General features: G+C 57.4%; 14 protein-coding genes. All 14 read right to left on the reverse strand.

Annotation, left to right across the window (positions count from 1 at the left end):
* Positions 1-280: 280 nt before the first annotated feature.
* Complete coding sequence (locus M0D67_RS32870; protein ID WP_266241075.1) at positions 281-1066, reverse strand: class I SAM-dependent methyltransferase; 786 nt, start codon at positions 1064-1066, stop codon at positions 281-283.
* A gap of 64 nt (positions 1067-1130) precedes the next feature.
* Positions 1131-3104 carry a nucleoside-diphosphate sugar epimerase/dehydratase gene (locus tag M0D67_RS32875; RefSeq protein WP_266241076.1) on the reverse strand — a complete coding sequence of 658 codons (1974 nt, stop codon included), beginning with the start codon at positions 3102-3104 and terminating at the stop codon, positions 1131-1133.
* 8 nt (positions 3105-3112) lie between these two features.
* Positions 3113-3673: a sugar transferase gene (locus tag M0D67_RS32880; RefSeq protein WP_266241077.1), complete on the reverse strand. Its 561-nt coding sequence runs from the start codon at positions 3671-3673 to the stop codon at positions 3113-3115.
* 10 nt (positions 3674-3683) lie between these two features.
* Positions 3684-4703 carry a hypothetical protein gene (locus M0D67_RS32885; protein ID WP_266241078.1) on the reverse strand — a complete coding sequence of 340 codons (1020 nt, stop codon included), beginning with the start codon at positions 4701-4703 and terminating at the stop codon, positions 3684-3686.
* A 7-nt stretch (positions 4704-4710) separates the two neighbouring features.
* Entirely contained in the window at positions 4711-5268 is a 558-nt protein-coding gene (locus M0D67_RS32890; RefSeq protein ID WP_266241079.1) for a serine O-acetyltransferase, read from the reverse strand.
* Positions 5265-6407, reverse strand: coding sequence for an NAD(P)-dependent oxidoreductase (locus M0D67_RS32895; protein WP_266241080.1), 1143 nt, complete (start codon positions 6405-6407; stop codon positions 5265-5267). Before M0D67_RS32895 ends, M0D67_RS32890 begins: the two co-directional genes overlap by 4 nt.
* A 53-nt stretch (positions 6408-6460) precedes the next feature.
* Positions 6461-7729: a glycosyl transferase gene (locus tag M0D67_RS32900; protein ID WP_266241107.1), complete on the reverse strand. Its 1269-nt coding sequence runs from the start codon at positions 7727-7729 to the stop codon at positions 6461-6463.
* The gene (locus M0D67_RS32905; RefSeq protein ID WP_266241081.1) at positions 7729-8898 is read right to left on the reverse strand and encodes an O-antigen polymerase; all 1170 of its coding nucleotides are present in this window, start codon (positions 8896-8898) and stop codon (positions 7729-7731) included. The genes M0D67_RS32900 and M0D67_RS32905 overlap by 1 nt, the downstream gene beginning before the upstream one ends.
* Positions 8888-10165 carry a flippase gene (locus tag M0D67_RS32910; RefSeq protein WP_266241082.1) on the reverse strand — a complete coding sequence of 426 codons (1278 nt, stop codon included), beginning with the start codon at positions 10163-10165 and terminating at the stop codon, positions 8888-8890. The genes M0D67_RS32905 and M0D67_RS32910 overlap by 11 nt, the downstream gene beginning before the upstream one ends.
* A gap of 152 nt (positions 10166-10317) precedes the next feature.
* Positions 10318-11367 carry a Wzz/FepE/Etk N-terminal domain-containing protein gene (locus M0D67_RS32915; protein WP_308112624.1) on the reverse strand — a complete coding sequence of 350 codons (1050 nt, stop codon included), beginning with the start codon at positions 11365-11367 and terminating at the stop codon, positions 10318-10320.
* Between the two features lie 72 nt (positions 11368-11439).
* Complete coding sequence (rfbC, locus tag M0D67_RS32920; RefSeq protein ID WP_266241084.1) at positions 11440-11991, reverse strand: dTDP-4-dehydrorhamnose 3,5-epimerase; 552 nt, start codon at positions 11989-11991, stop codon at positions 11440-11442.
* 6 nt (positions 11992-11997) lie between these two features.
* A complete protein-coding gene (rfbA, locus tag M0D67_RS32925) occupies positions 11998-12876 on the reverse strand; it encodes a glucose-1-phosphate thymidylyltransferase RfbA (RefSeq protein WP_266241085.1) in 879 nt (292 codons plus the stop codon).
* Between the two features lie 8 nt (positions 12877-12884).
* A complete protein-coding gene (gene rfbD / locus M0D67_RS32930) occupies positions 12885-13802 on the reverse strand; it encodes a dTDP-4-dehydrorhamnose reductase (protein WP_266241086.1) in 918 nt (305 codons plus the stop codon).
* Positions 13792-14847, reverse strand: coding sequence for a dTDP-glucose 4,6-dehydratase (gene rfbB, locus M0D67_RS32935; protein ID WP_266241087.1), 1056 nt, complete (start codon positions 14845-14847; stop codon positions 13792-13794). The genes rfbD and rfbB overlap by 11 nt, the downstream gene beginning before the upstream one ends.
* Between the last annotated feature and the right edge of the window lie 140 nt (positions 14848-14987).

A 14987-nucleotide genomic window follows, 5' to 3' on the forward strand; every position in this document is an offset into this window, starting at 1 on the left:
TCGTATCTCTGATTGACGCCGCCGTTTAGTGTCGGCTTCTCACAGCCGTTCACAGTATCACCGCGGCGGCATCAACACTTCCTCAAACGTTCGACGAGCGGTCAATCATGTGATCGGGCTGCCCTTCATGGCGCAACAGGTGGACATTCCGTCAGCACTCGCTAGCACCGGCATGTCTGAACCACAGGATGAAACAATTAGGAAGTATCTCGGATACCGTTGGGCGCCGGCCGAAAACGCCATCGACTGGCGGCTACGGCGATCCTCGTGACTAGCTAGACTACTTTTCAAGAGCCACGCCCGTAGGCGTCGCCTCAACGTAGAGAACGAGCGCGGCGTCTGACGTACGCTTCCACTTTTGAAGAACGTGAAGCGGATACATCATTCGCTCGTTCAAAACGAGGCCCAAAAAACTCGGGAACGTCGTTTTCATGGGAACATTTCGGATACCAGACTGCTTCGTTCGTTCGAGCATGCTTAACGATAACTTTCGCGCTTCCGAACGTCGAACTAGAAAGTTAGAAAGCGGGAGCAGTATGTTCGAGAGGGGGAACGTCAGACCTGCTGTATGCTTCACAACCCAACCTGCCTGAGTGAACAAATCGACGGCAGAGTCGCGTGTATATCGCCTGACATGTCCAGCTATATCGTCCTCAATGCCCCAATGATCCGGTGATCCTGGAACGATCGTGATCATTACTCCGGTAGGCTTCAGGGCACTTCGTGTGAAGCTTAAGAATCTTTGCTGCGCCTCATCATCGAAGTGCTCCATCACCATGCATGAGATCACAAGATCACATTGCGCAGATTGACCGGTGGCTAACCAGTCTCCATGCACTGCTCGATATTTCCCGCTCTCGATTTCACGAGCGAATCGTTGCTGCAACGTATCGACGGTTGATTGCTCCAGATCATATGCCTCCCCTTGCCATCCGAGCGAAAGCAGTAGCGCGGACGTGTGGCCAGCGCCTGGCCCGACCTCTATGAATCGACCGGCTGGGAGTTGTGCTAGACGCTCTCTCAGATACATCAACTGCAGCAATGTGCCGGGAGGCAAAATAGCCATGACGGAGCTCTCAGGATGAAATCCGGGGCATTGTACCAATAACCCTTTTGGCGAACCGGCACCCTTAACGCCGCACGTCCGGCAAGACGTCCCGCTCACTGTGTCCCATCGGAATGACAGATGGCCGGGCAGACGGCTCCCCCGTGCACGACGGATCATACAAATGGTCACGAATCTCGCTCCCCGGCGCAAATCCCGAAACGCACTTAAGCAGAATTTCCATAATGACCAGATGATCGTTATCGACGCAGGCGTGCTGCAACCGCGCAAGTTCGCGCTCAAGCTCCTCTCGGGGAATGCTCGACTCGTTGGCCTTCATGATCCGCGGATGGGTCGTACCCAGCACGTCATCGCCGATCAGCAATTCTTCGTATAGTTTCTCGCCCGGCCGTAGACCCGTGAATCGAATCTCGATGTCGCCATGCGGGTCGTCCACGTCGCGGATCGACAATCCGCTCAAATGCACCATGCGTCTTGCCAGGTCGTAAACCTTGACAGGCTCGCCCATGTCCAGCACGAACACCTCACCAGTCCGGCCCATCGCACCCGCCTGAATGACCAGTTGAGCCGCCTCAGGTATGGTCATGAAATAGCGCGTGATTTCCGGATGCGTGACAGTGACGGGACCACCATGCTCGATCTGCTTGCGAAACAACGGCACAACGGAGCCTGACGACCCCAGCACGTTACCAAACCTGACCATGCTGAAACGTGTCTTGACCGAACGGTCCTGGGCATATCCCTGCAACACCAATTCCGCCATTCGCTTGGTAGCGCCCATGATGTTGGTGGGCCGCACAGCTTTGTCAGTCGAAATCAGCACAAACGTTGCGACGCCGGCGGAAATGGCCGCCATCGCGGTCGCGCGGGTACCGAACGTATTGTTCAGAACCCCTTCGGTAATGTTGTATTCGACCATCGGAACGTGCTTATACGCCGCCGCATGGTAGACGGTATGAACGCTGCTGCGTGTCATGATGTCTGCCAGCCGCAAGCCGTTCTGGACCGAACCGAGCACCGGTATGAGCGTTGTCGCAAGATTCGCGCTCTTGATCGTCATCGACAATTCCTGCTCGATCGAATACAGCGCGAACTCCGAGTGCTCGTAAAGAATCAGCTTGCTCGGGCGTTGCAGAACGATCTGCCGGCACAACTCCGAACCGATCGACCCACCTGCTCCGGTCACGAGCACGTTCTTGCCATGAACGTTCTCTTCCAGCAGCTTCTGGTTGGGCGACACCGCATCGCGCCCCAGCAACTCGTCGACACCAACCTCGCGCGTGTCGGCGATCTCCAGATCGCCGCAAACGAGTTCGGCAATCCCCGGGACGGAGCGCACTTCCACCTGCAGCCGTTCGAGTTCGTTGACGATCTGGATCCGTCGCCCTCGACTCGCCGAAGGCATCGCGAGGAGCACCAGATCGAAGTCCAGCCGATCACGCAGGCGCGTCAGATCAAGCCGCGAATGAATACGCATGCCCGACACGACCAGACCGTGCAGGCGTGAATCGTCGTCGATGAACGCGACCGGGTGGTACTCCTGCCCCGCCCGCAGGGCGACCGCCAGCTGCCGGCCAGCGCTGCCTGCGCCATAGATCAACACACGTCGGCTCAGGAAGATCGTCGGAGACACGTGCCGCAGCAGCGTGCGGGCCAGAAACCGGCTCGCCACGAGGTAGACAGACGCGAGCACCCAGTAAATCATAATCGCACCGCGCGGAACGTTCGGCAGCGCAAAAATGGCGAGCACGCCTGCAAAGATCAGCACCGACGACGTCACCGCCGCGATGATGGTAAGAATGGCGCGGTCGTCCAGATAACGGATTACCGCGCGATACAGCCCCATACGCACAAAGATCGGAATCCCGATCAATGACGGTAGAAGAAACATCCACAACGGGTGCGCGACCGGAAAATGAAAGTTACCCAGGCGCAGTGCGATCGCAGACCACAGTGCAAGCGGAAGCAAGACAAGGTCCGCGCACAGGATGATGAGACTCTTAGCACGTCTCGGCCAGCGAACGATGCTCTTGATCACGTCGACTCCTAGTGCGAGATACCGTCGCGCCGAATCACCTTGGCGAAGGTCATAACGATGATCCGAACGTCGAATAAAAACGATTGCTTGTGCAGATACTCCACATCCAGAGCCACCTTGTCGGGAATCGGCAATTCATCACGGCCATTGACCTGTGCCCAACCGGTCAGCCCGGGCAAAAGCATGTGCACCCCATTTCGGGTACGCAACTCGATCAGGTCCTGCTGGTTGAATAGAGCGGGACGCGGACCGACGAAGCTCATGTCTCCCGTTATGATATTCCACAGTTGAGGCAGCTCATCCAAACTCGATTTGCGCAGAAAATGGCCCACGCTGGTTACATAAGCATCCGGATCGCCGAGCAAATGAGTCGCAACGGCCGGTGTGTCCGTGCGCATTGAGCGAAACTTGGGCATTCTGAAGATGTCGTTGTTCCTGCCCACTCGATCGGACCAATACAGCGCCGGGCCAGGTGACGTGAGACGCACCAGCGCGGCGATCAGCAGCATCGGCACCAGAAGCAGCACGCCCGCTATCGAAGCAAGCACAATGTCGAATAGTCGCTTCATATAGGTTTTTCTATTCCTGGATGTCTAACGGCGCAGCAGGGACCGAGAAAAGCTCGCGGATCCATCCGTCGAGCGAATATTTTTCATATAGCTCGGGCGCCAACTCGCTATACGGGGTCTCGAAAAACGCCGGGTCGAGTTGCGGGTTGTCGCGATCCACGACGAGAATGTTCTCCGGCCGGAAAAACTCATACCGGCGCACCAGTGCGTTTGTCGTGACGAGTTTTTTTCGCGCGCCGACCATCTCGATGGTGCGCATCGTCAATCCCGTTTGTCCGGGATGCTGAAAATCCAGCACCGCCCGCGACTTCGCAATGATTTGATGCACCTCTTTCTTGGGCAACGGATCAAAGGCGAATTCTTGCCGCGAGCTGGTCCAAAACGCCGGCGAGAAAATGCGGCGCACCCAATAGATCGCCTTGTGCGGCACGAACATATAGAACATCGTGCTCTTGCCGTTGGTTTGCGCGAATTGACGGATCTTTCGCAGCAACGCGTAGCGGTCGCTATGCACCGTTCCCACAAAGCACAGATCGTATTGGGTCGGCAACACTGGCAGTTCGCGAAACTCATTCAGGAAAAATAGCGGCCTGAGTTTCAGTCTCGGGTCCTGCCCTGCGTCTTCCGTATCGAATGTGTAGAGTGCGTCAAACGAAGACGCAGCACCCTGGAAATTCGGATTGTTGCGCACCGAATCCCAAGAGTAGTAGATGAAGCGCGCCCGGCTCAGCTTGGAACGAAATGCGTGCAATATCCTGAGCGGCATGCATTCGAGCTTGATGATGAACACGAAATCGAAGTCGTTGCTCGCGTTATCGAGTATTTGCTCGAAGTAACCAGCCAGCTTACGCTTGATCAGCACCGGAAATCTTCGTATGGCCACCTTAACGAAAGGGTCGGCCGACGGCCGGTCGTCGTGATACTCGACGTGCGCGCCAAGTTGCCGCAACCGCCCAGCAATTTCCCGTTCGTAGCCAAAAAACTTAGGCCCAATGAACAGAATTTTCTTACCTTCGAAAAAATGCTCCATGTACTTCCTACTGCGGCGCCGGTGCGACGCTCGAATTGACGATTTGCGCGGGAACGCCAACGGCAACGGCGCCTGGCGGCACGTCGGTCAACACCACCGCGTTTGCGCCAACGCGCGCGCCTCGGCCGATTCGAATACCACCCAGCACCTTGGCCCCTGCCCCGATGATGACGTCGTCCTCGATGACCGGCCTCGAGGCCGGCGTGAAGTTCATATCGAGTTCTTTCGCGCCGAGCGTCACACCCTGAAAGATAGTGACGTTGCGGCCGATGCTGGCGGCGCCGATCACGGTCCCCGACGTGTGTGGCAGGAATAAACCAGTGCCGATCGGAATGCGGGCGGACACCTCGATGCCAAACAGCACCAGATTAATGACTGAGACAAACCGCGCGAGGAAACCCAAGCGATTTTGCGCAAGACAATAGGCTGCGCGAATCAGGATAGCCGGACACAGACGGGGGTTGCACACCCCCTTGAGGACGCCCAGAGCAGACACTGAGCGGGGCGAGCCGCTCAGTTCGTACATTCTGGCGATGTCGGAACGCGTCGTCTCGAACATCGTCATGCCATCAGCTTATGCCGGCGCAATTCTTCGTTTGCCTGCTCAAGACGGTCCTCAGGCAACGGTTGCGTGCGTACCCACGCGACAAAACGCTCCAACCCCTCGTCGATGCCGACTTGCGGGGTATATCCCAGCACTTGTGTAGTACGAGTGATATCAGCATAGCAATGACGAATATCGCCCACTCGGTACTCAGCGGTAATGTGCGGCGTAATCGTGCTGCCCAGCTTCTGAGCCAGCTTGCTGGCGATGTCCATCACCGATACCGGCTCGCCCAGGCCCACATTGAAAATATCGAAGAGGCCAACGTCGGTGTTCAGCGCAAGGACGAACGCCCGAGCAACGTCGCTCACGTGAACGAAATCTCGGCTTTCAAGGCCATCTTCATAGATCGGCAAAGACTTGTTCTGGCGGATGCGCGTCGAGAAAATCGACAGAATGCCGGTGTACGGATTGTTCAGCGACTGTCCTTCGCCATATACATTCTGCAACCGCAGCACGACGCTCGCGATACCGAGCGCCTGAGCCCCGATACGGATGAGTTCTTCCTGAGCGAACTTCGTCGCAGCGTAAATGGACGCAGGATGAATCCGCGCCTGCTCGCTCGTTGCCACCGGAGCCAGGCCCGCATTGCACACGGGACACGCCGGATCCCAACGGTGTGCCGCCAAAGCTTCACGCGTGCGCGGATCCGGATAACGGATTTCGGCGGGCGAGCAGCTCGGGCAAGCGAATGCGCCTTCGCCATACACAGACCGGCTCGACGCCAGCAGGATCTTGCGCACCTTGTGTTGACCCTGCTGCTGCAGCACTTCGAGCAACAGCGCCGTACCCTGAGTATTCACGTGGTTATAGTGCGCCATCTGATACATCGATTGCGCCGTCCCGGTCTCCGCCGCCAGATGGACGATCGCATCAACGCCTTCGACCGCGCGTTCGAGGTCGGCACGCACACCGACATCGCCGCGCATCACTTCGACCAGCGGCGAAGCCAGCACAGGATGATCGACCGAGGGCAACGCACCGTGGATCTGCGCGCTCAAATTGTCGAAGAGTCTCACGCGCGAACCAGCGTTGACCAACTGCTCTGCGAGGTTAAGCCCGATGAATCCCAGGCCGCCAGTAATCAGAATCGTTTCCATGTCTCACTCAATCCCTTCTTGGACCGATGGCGCACATACGCGCCTTCCCGGCGTCAGTCCTGTTTAACATTGCCGAACATCTCAGCCTGATTGCGCAGCGACGAGATATGTCCGATGTAACGCATAAGCATGTAATACCGGTGCGGCCCGAGTATGCGCAACGCGCATCGCAGCAGTACGTGTATGAATCGAATCGGCCCGCGGAACTTGCCCAGATCCTGGAAAGTATGGCGCTTGGACGCTGCATTTGTACTTACCAGCAAACGATTCTTGCGCGCAAACGCCATGACCTTGCCGTTTGGATCAAATGGGTTTGCAACGTCCGCGAACTGCTTGCGCAATCCAGCGTAGAAGCGACGCAGCGCAGGAGTGATATAGGTGCCGTCTTCGAAATAATCAAAGCCGTAGCGCCGCTTCACGAACTCCTCAGAGCCCTCGGCCTGCAATTGCGCCGCATAATCCTCCGCCAGCGCCTGAAAGTCGGGCCGCGTGCCAGGCGCGAAGCGATTCTGCTTGTGCGCAATGACGTCCGGGCGGGTCGCGTCAAACGAGCTGAAATGGATGAAACGCAACGGATACTGGCCGTTCACGAGCGGACCCTGCGGCCCCGCAGACAGGGTCCGTTCGTGCAGATTCCAGAACGCCACGTTTAATCCCGGATCATGCAGAATCTGCAATGCCGGGAAAAAAGCAGGGGCCAGATCTATCCATTTCTGATCCACAGCGAGGCCCACCTGCGGTTCGTAAAAGCCGAACTCGAGGCAACGATCGGACCACCAGTCGAGGAAGCGCAACCCTTCGTCGCAGCGAGATACACCTACAAAGCCGAGGTTATACGCGCCGAAGCGCAGCAGGTCCACGTCATCGGGCTTGTTGCCGTCGACGACCGGCAGGTTGGTATGCGGTGTTACGACCACGGAAGCCGTTTTCAGCGCCTCCTGTACCGGTGTGAGGGGCGCATAGATCTTGATGTCGGGATCGATGTACAGCGCCACTTCATAGGTGCGCAGCAGCATTTTCAGCGCGGCTGGCTTGACGTTCGTGCTCAGCTCGATCACGTCGAACTCGAACGCGTGCTGCTGGAACTGCTCGACACCGAGGTCCTCGACCCAGATCAGCCGCAACCCAGGACGGTCGATCGATATCGTCGGGTCCTTGCGGTCGACCAGCACAATATGAAAGTCGTGATCGGGATGCCATTGGCGATACGTCTCGTAAAGGACAAGCGCCTTCGGGAGGTAATTGATCGCACAAATTGTTAGCGCCGAGTTGCTGGAGCTCATTTTGCTTCCATCCGGACGAATTTTACTATCTTCAATCATCAGCACACCTGAGCCTGCTTACGCGGCCCCTTCAACATCAACTTGCCAAGCCAATGTAAAACGGGCGGTATCCAGAGTAAAACCCAGAATCCGGGCGAGGAGAAATAAGCGTCTTCAAAAACAGACATGCAAAGCGGGTACAAAGAAACGGCGTACAGATACCACGCTATCGGTTTTGCGCTCGACGAGCTCCATTTGAATAGGAACTGGTGAAATAATCCGAGCGCAAAAAAACCGAATATGATACCCGGAAGTTGCCCGTCATGGTACAGGGGAAACATCGCGGTATAGGTATTGCATGTCAAGGGAACACTGACAAACGGCATGAGCGTCGGGCGCAACGGAACATTAAGGCCCAAATGATCCAGCAAACCCCGCACTGCGTTCGGTATCAATGCGCCACCTGGGATTTCCTGCAAGCCGGTCTGCACATAGTTGTCGAAGCAAGCCACACTGCTGAGCGCATAAACCTTCGTGTTCCAACCCAGTTGCTCAATTAACCCGCTATCCGGGCTACCCTTCTGCAACACGATGGCAACCAGAAAGAAAAGCCCGACAAATAGCCCAAAAGTAGCAAATACCCCGCGAGTGGTCAGAATGCCCTGGCGGAAAAACAGCGCGGCCCCGGCGACGAAAAACAGCAGCATATAGAGTCGCCCGGTTGTCAGGATGGCGGAAATCAGCCCGACTGCAACGATGACAAAAAGCTGACGCCGCGTCAAAGAACCCGCATTTGCCAAAAAGTAAATACAGGCACCCACCCCGAAGAAAAACACTCTTAGCAGACCGAATATCTGACGCCCGCCAGTGAAGTCATAAACAATCGCCTGGCGCACAGCGGGCATGCTCATTCCCGCCCCCAATTCCCCGCGCAGTATGAGATAGAGCTTCGCTGTGGCTAGCATAGCGGCAAAACCATAAAGGACGAGGAACCAATAGAAGGCTTTGCGGATCAGCCAGTCCGGTGCGCTTTGCGCGGGCGCGAGCCTGGCGTCCATGACAGGCGTCGCGGCAGCGACGAGCGTGCCGGCACCGAACCCCAGTATCGTGCATACGATCGATACCCAGGTCAGCCACGAAAACGGTTCGAACACATCGCCGAACATTGCCAAACCAAAGATTTGAGCTAACCAGAACAACCCGAAAATCAGTCGTGGATCAAAGAGCATTGGAGGCCCATCGACGATAGAAGTAGAACATCCCGGCGCAATCAATTGACGCGCGCAGGACCCATGCAATCGCAGCGCCTTCCAGTCCGCCCACCTTCACGCATGCATAGAGCAGGGGAAGATATATCACCAGTTCGACGCAGTGAAGAATGCCCACCGGCCGCGCGATTCTCATTGAGTGCAGCGCAGTGTACGGAATATAACTCAAGCCATTGATGACCACGCCCACCGACAGGATCAGCACCACTCCTATGGCGCGAGGAGCAAACCCGGGCGCGAGAAAGTGTGCCATCAACGGATAGGCAATCAGACTGCAAATCACCGCCAGCGCAGTCATCAACACGAACGTGATTTTGAGGCCCGTGCGGAATATCGCTTTCGCCTGCTCAGGATCAGATGTGTGGCTTCTCGCAAGTCTGGGAAGCAGCGTTGTGCCAATGGCTCCTGGCAAAATCAGCAGCCGCACCAGAAATTCGAACGGAACGGTATAGAACGCGACCAGACCCGCGCCCAGCAGATGCGAAATCACAAAACGGTCGGCATTTACCAGCAGCGGGCTGATCAGATTACTCACAGCCATCCAGATGCCGAACGACAATAGTTTCTTGGCCGTGCCACGTTCAACCGGCAGCCGACCCAACTTGCGGTATGGCAAGCGGACAAGGAAAAACCAGAACAGCAGGGTCGATGCCACCCTTGAGAGGATCAGCCAGATCGTTACAACCACGAGCGACGGCCCGCTCAACCACACGCCGATGACCGGGAACAAAAAGATCGAAACGCCGAGAAAAATGCGAGCGACGTTGCTGGACCAGAAATGTTCGTATGCCTCGATCGCGCCGCGCAGGCCCGCACTGATTGTGGCAAGCGGAATGCCCACCGCGGCAATGAGCAGGCTGTACAACGTTTCCGGTTGCAGCGGCTTCGACACGTTCAACAGCGAAAATGCCAAGGGATGGGCCCCTGCCGCCAGGATCAGCGCACCGATCACGCCAGCAACGAAGGTGAACCGAAGCCCGGAGCGCACTAGTCCGGGAATCTCGCGCTCCCGGTCGCTCCCAATACATGCGGCGACTTGCTGGGTCAAGGCCCGACCCAGACCGAAATCGAACAGGCTGAAGTAACCGATAATTGCCCACAGCAATGTCAGGATGCCGAAGCGTTCGACCCCGAGCCGACTCATCAACCACGGAATCGTTGCAGCGCCGACGAGCAGCGGCAGCCCCGCGCCAGCAAGATTCCAAACCGTATTCCTGCTCAGAGACATTGATAGGTATCATCCCACGAGTGGCCATTGGCAGCGCGCTCGCGCGGCTCCACAGAGAAAAAATCCGCTCGGCCGGTGTGACCGATCCGCACTGAAGCAATGCTCGTCGCATTGCCCACAGCGCGGGATTCCAACTCTGGCCAGTTGTATTTCTAGTTGGACGCGCGCAAGCGTCGGAATTGCTCAGAGACCAACACGTAGGCGACTGTCAGAAGCAATGCGGCCAACCCCGCCGCAATCGTCAGCATGATCCGGCGCGGGCCCGACGGGCTCGTCGGCATTTCAGCTGGAATGAGCTTGATTTCGTTGCGCTGGATTACATCCAGGACTTCAACGCGCCTGTCGATCCGGTCGATCATTGCTTGCCAATAGGTTTCGTCCTGCAGCGCACTGATGGCGGCTGTCAACTGCCCGAGTTGCCCCGACTTCGTCTGCATTTCGTCGGCCAATGCACGCTGAATACCGGCAAGCCGCTCCTGCAACCTTACCATTTCGTTCTGATCGAGCGACTGGGTCAACAATTGCTGCTGTTCAGCTCCTTTCAGGCTGATGCTGGCCAACGTCGTTTCCGCCTCGATGCCTGCCATGCTCACCAGCCCCAGCCGGGTGGACGGCGAGATAGCTGTCACGGCGACTTTCAGATCCGGTTGCTCCAACCGCTCGCGCGCCTTCGCCAGACTTCTCTGCGCGAGTTCACGCCTCGCGCGCAGTTCGTAAATGGCGTTCGACGCGTTGGTCAGATGCAAACCCACCAGCAAGTCGACCATGCCTGTGCCATATCGATTGGCGAGTTGCATCGCCACCTCTGGATCGCGATCAGTCGCTTTGACATCAACATAGCTGTCCTGCAAATTACTAACGAACTGAACATGCGATAAGAGCGTGTCTTTTGCGCGCTCCTGTGAGGATGCCCCGTAGTGGGCTTGCAAATTGAACTGGCGAGCTATCGATTGGGCGAGCCCGTTGTCGCGCAATGCCCACATATACAACTGCGCGGTAGTCGACGGAGCAATCTTCAAGGTCGCGGTGTACTGGTCTTGCATGAAATGCATCGCGCCACCGGCCAGCGCCATGACGATGACCGGGACCCCAATCAATATGCGCTTGCGTCGCATGAGTGCATGAGCCAACGACAGCCACGGCGAACTTGCACCCGCAACGGAAGCAGAATTTTTATCGATCATAGAGTGAACAAGAGACATTTTCGATTGGTATAGATTTCAAGGCAGCCCCGCTGGCCGCAGAACTCGCGGACAACGATGCACGGCGACAACTCAATCGAACAGTTCGGTATCGCGCAAAAGCGCGCCTGCGGCATCCTTCGGGGCCACTATCGGGTTACCGTCGATCGGCCACTCGATACCGATTTCAGGATCGTTCCAGAGAATGCTACGTTCGTGCTCTGGGTACCAGTAATCGGTAGTCTTGTATAAGAACTCGGCCGACTCGGAAGTCACGACAAAACCGTGAGCAAAGCCTTCCGGGACCCACAACTGCCGCTTGTTGGCCGCGGAGAGCACGACACCGACCCACTGCCCGAACGTCGGAGAACTCTTGCGGATGTCCACCGCGACATCAAACACCTCACCCGCGACTACTCGCACGAGCTTGCCTTGCGCATGCTGAATCTGGTAGTGCAAGCCACGCAGCACTCCGGCACTCGAGCGCGAATGATTGTCCTGGACGAATTCTCGCTTGAGGCCGGTGGCTTGCTCAAAGGCGCGAGCATTGAAGCTCTCGAAGAAAAACCCGCGATCGTCACCGAACACCTTGGGTTCGAGGATGAGAACGCCGGGCAACGACGTAGGAATGGCAGTCAGATTCATGGATACTTACTTGATCGATTCGGAAACAATGCGTTGCAGGTATTTGCCGTAGCCATTCTTCGCCAAAGGCCGAGCGAGCTCGGCCACTTGCTCCGCGCTGATCCAGTGGCTGCGATAGGCGATTTCTTCCGGACACGCCACCATCAAACCCTGCCGATTCTGCAGCGTGGCGATAAAGCTGGCCGCTTCCAGCAGTGATTCGTGCGTGCCGGTATCGAGCCATGCAAAACCGCGCCCCATGATTTCGACATCGAGCTCGCCACGCGCCAGATAGCACTTGTTAACGTCTGTGATTTCCAGTTCGCCACGCGCAGACGGGCGGATATCAGCGGCAATGTCACATACCTGGTTATCGTAAAAATAGAGACCCGTGACGGCATAGTTCGAACGAGGCTTTACGGGTTTCTCTTCCAGAGAAAGCGCGCGGAAATTCTCGTCGAACTCAACGACGCCGTAGCGCTCCGGATCATGCACGTGATAGGCAAATACCGAAGCGCCCGCATCGCGGCTGCCGGCGCTCTGCAACTGACGAACCAGATCGTGGCCGTGGAAAATGTTGTCGCCGAGAATCAGTGTGGACGGATCGTTGCCAATGAACTCGCGCCCGATGATGAACGCCTGCGCCAAACCATCCGGCGAAGGCTGCACCGCGTATTGCAGATTCATCCCCCACCTGCTGCCGTCGCCCAGCATGTCGACAAAACGCGGCGTATCTTCCGGCGTGGAAATAATGAGTACGTCACGAATACCGGCCAACATCAGCGTGCTGAGCGGGTAATAGATCATCGGCTTGTCGTATACCGGCAGCAATTGCTTGGATACGGAGCGTGTAATCGGGTACAGGCGCGTGCCAGAGCCGCCGGCGAGAATGATGCCTTTACGCATAGTTCTGCTCAAGAAAGAATGTCATCAAGGAGATGGCGAATTTCCTGCTTCCAATCGGGTAAGTGGATCCCGAAAGTGCTTCTCAAACGCGTGGTGTCGAGCCGGGAGTTGGATGGACGCGGCGCTGGCAACGGATAGTCGCGCGCCGGAATCGGCAGTACCCGCTCGGGATCGGCCTTCAACACGGCTCCTCGCTGCGAAGCGTAACTCAATACTTCGCGCGCATAGAGATGCCAGGACGTTTCACCAGCGGAGGCAAGATGATAGAGCCCAGCCGGGAAGCTTGTGCGATCGGCGTGCAGCCAGAAGCGCCCGACGATCTGCGCAGTCACGTCCGCGATTAACGAGGCTGTCGTGGGCGCGCCAAACTGGTCGGCCACCACATTGAACGTCTCGCGCTCGCGAGCAAGGCGCAGCATAGTCTTCGCGAAATTGCTGCCGTGCGCACCCGCTACCCACGACGTGCGCAGCACCAATGCGTTTGCGCCGACTGCGGCTACCGCCTGCTCGCCCGCGAGCTTGCTCTTTCCATACACCGAGCGCGGCCCGACAGGATCTGCCTCCGTATAAGGCACCTCATGATCACCGCTAAAGACGTAGTCGGTCGAGTAGTGAATAAACAGGCTGCCGAGCGCGTGCGCCTCTTCAGCCAGCACGCCGGGGGCGACGCCGTTGACGGCGTGCGCGAGTTCGGGCTCGCTCTCGGCACGATCGACTGCGGTGTATGCCGCGGGATTGACGATGACATCGGGCCGATACTCGCGCACCACGCGGCGCAGCGCGTCGACGTTCGACAGGTCACAGGTGTTTCGATCGAGGGCAATTACTCGGCCGAGGGGCGCAAAGCTGCGTTGCAATTCGAAGCCGACCTGACCATTGCTGCCTGTGATCAGGACGACAGGTGTAGCAGCGTCGTTATGCGGCATATTGTTTGGCCACCCACTCACGATACTCACCGGACATCACTTCCCGCACCCACTCTTGATTATCGAGGTACCACCGCACGGACTTGCGCAGGCCACTCTCAAACGTCTCCGCAGGTTTCCAACCGAGTTCGCGCTCAAGCTTACGCGCGTCGATCGCATAACGCCGGTCATGACCGGGACGATCGGTAACAAACGTAATCTGGTCGCGGTAGGAGCCTGCCGCCTTCGGGCTGAACTCGTCCAGCAAATCGCAAAGCGTATGCACGACATCCAGATTTGTCTTTTCGTTCCAGCCGCCGATGTTGTACGTTTCGCCCGGCATGCCGCGCTTGAGCACTTCACGAATCGCGCTGCAATGGTCGCCCACGTACAGCCAATCGCGTACGTTCTGGCCATCGCCGTACACCGGCAGCGCCTTGCCCGCCAGCGCATTGGCGATCACCAATGGAATCAGCTTTTCGGGGAATTGATACGGGCCGTAGTTGTTCGAACAGTTCGTGGTCAGTGTCGGAAGACCGTACGTATGATAGTACGCACGCACCAGATGATCCGAGCCGGCTTTCGTCGCCGAATACGGGCTGTTTGGCGCGTAGGGCGTCGCTTCGGTAAACTGCGGATCCGTAGCGGACAGCGAGCCGAACACTTCGTCGGTCGACACATGCAGGAAACGGAACGCAGCCTTATCCATCTCGCTGAGGTCATTCCAGTAGTTGCGCGCGGCTTCGAGCAGCGTGAACGTACCGACCACGTTGGTCTGCACAAAATCTGCGGGGCCATGGATCGACCGATCCACATGACTTTCAGCTGCGAAATGCACCACCGCACGCGGCTTGTGTTCGGCGAACAGACGATCGAGCGCCGCGCGGTCACAGATATCGGCCTGTACGAAGATATGCCTCGGATCGCCTTGCAACGACTTGAGCGTGCGCAAATTCCCCGCGTAGGTCAGTGCGTCGACGTTGAGGATCGCCTCATTCGACTCAAGTAACCAATCAAGCACGAAATTGGCGCCGATAAAACCGGCGCCGCCCGTTACCAGGATCATGAATTTCCCTTCTAGATATTGACGGCGGATCGGGTTCGCTTCACCGATCTGCGCACACCGCGTTGTGGTATTCGTTCTAGTCGACGCCGCGGTGGCCGCTGCCCGCGGCAAACGGACGCTCAGACACCAATCTTATGACG

The organism is Paraburkholderia sp. SECH4 (genome assembly GCF_030511745.1).
In the GTDB taxonomy this organism is placed as follows: domain Bacteria; phylum Pseudomonadota; class Gammaproteobacteria; order Burkholderiales; family Burkholderiaceae; genus Paraburkholderia; species Paraburkholderia madseniana.

What these genes read in the sequence shown, in the direction of transcription:
- rfbC (WP_266241084.1), bottom strand. Translation starts at nt 11,991, where the DNA reads ATGAATCTGACTGCCATTCCTACGTCGTTGCCCGGCGTTCTCATCCTC.
- M0D67_RS32895 (WP_266241080.1), bottom strand. Translation starts at nt 6,407, where the DNA reads ATGGAAACGATTCTGATTACTGGCGGCCTGGGATTCATCGGGCTTAAC.
- M0D67_RS32905 (WP_266241081.1), bottom strand. Translation starts at nt 8,898, where the DNA reads ATGCTCTTTGATCCACGACTGATTTTCGGGTTGTTCTGGTTAGCTCAA.
- M0D67_RS32910 (WP_266241082.1), bottom strand. Translation starts at nt 10,165, where the DNA reads ATGTCTCTGAGCAGGAATACGGTTTGGAATCTTGCTGGCGCGGGGCTG.
- M0D67_RS32890 (WP_266241079.1), bottom strand. Translation starts at nt 5,268, where the DNA reads ATGACGATGTTCGAGACGACGCGTTCCGACATCGCCAGAATGTACGAA.
- M0D67_RS32880 (WP_266241077.1), bottom strand. Translation starts at nt 3,673, where the DNA reads ATGAAGCGACTATTCGACATTGTGCTTGCTTCGATAGCGGGCGTGCTG.
- M0D67_RS32870 (WP_266241075.1), bottom strand. Translation starts at nt 1,066, where the DNA reads ATGGCTATTTTGCCTCCCGGCACATTGCTGCAGTTGATGTATCTGAGA.
- rfbD (WP_266241086.1), bottom strand. Translation starts at nt 13,802, where the DNA reads ATGCCGCATAACGACGCTGCTACACCTGTCGTCCTGATCACAGGCAGC.
- M0D67_RS32915 (WP_308112624.1), bottom strand. Translation starts at nt 11,367, where the DNA reads ATGTCTCTTGTTCACTCTATGATCGATAAAAATTCTGCTTCCGTTGCG.
- M0D67_RS32900 (WP_266241107.1), bottom strand. Translation starts at nt 7,729, where the DNA reads ATGATTGAAGATAGTAAAATTCGTCCGGATGGAAGCAAAATGAGCTCC.
- M0D67_RS32885 (WP_266241078.1), bottom strand. Translation starts at nt 4,703, where the DNA reads ATGGAGCATTTTTTCGAAGGTAAGAAAATTCTGTTCATTGGGCCTAAG.
- rfbB (WP_266241087.1), bottom strand. Translation starts at nt 14,847, where the DNA reads ATGATCCTGGTAACGGGCGGCGCCGGTTTTATCGGCGCCAATTTCGTG.
- rfbA (WP_266241085.1), bottom strand. Translation starts at nt 12,876, where the DNA reads ATGCGTAAAGGCATCATTCTCGCCGGCGGCTCTGGCACGCGCCTGTAC.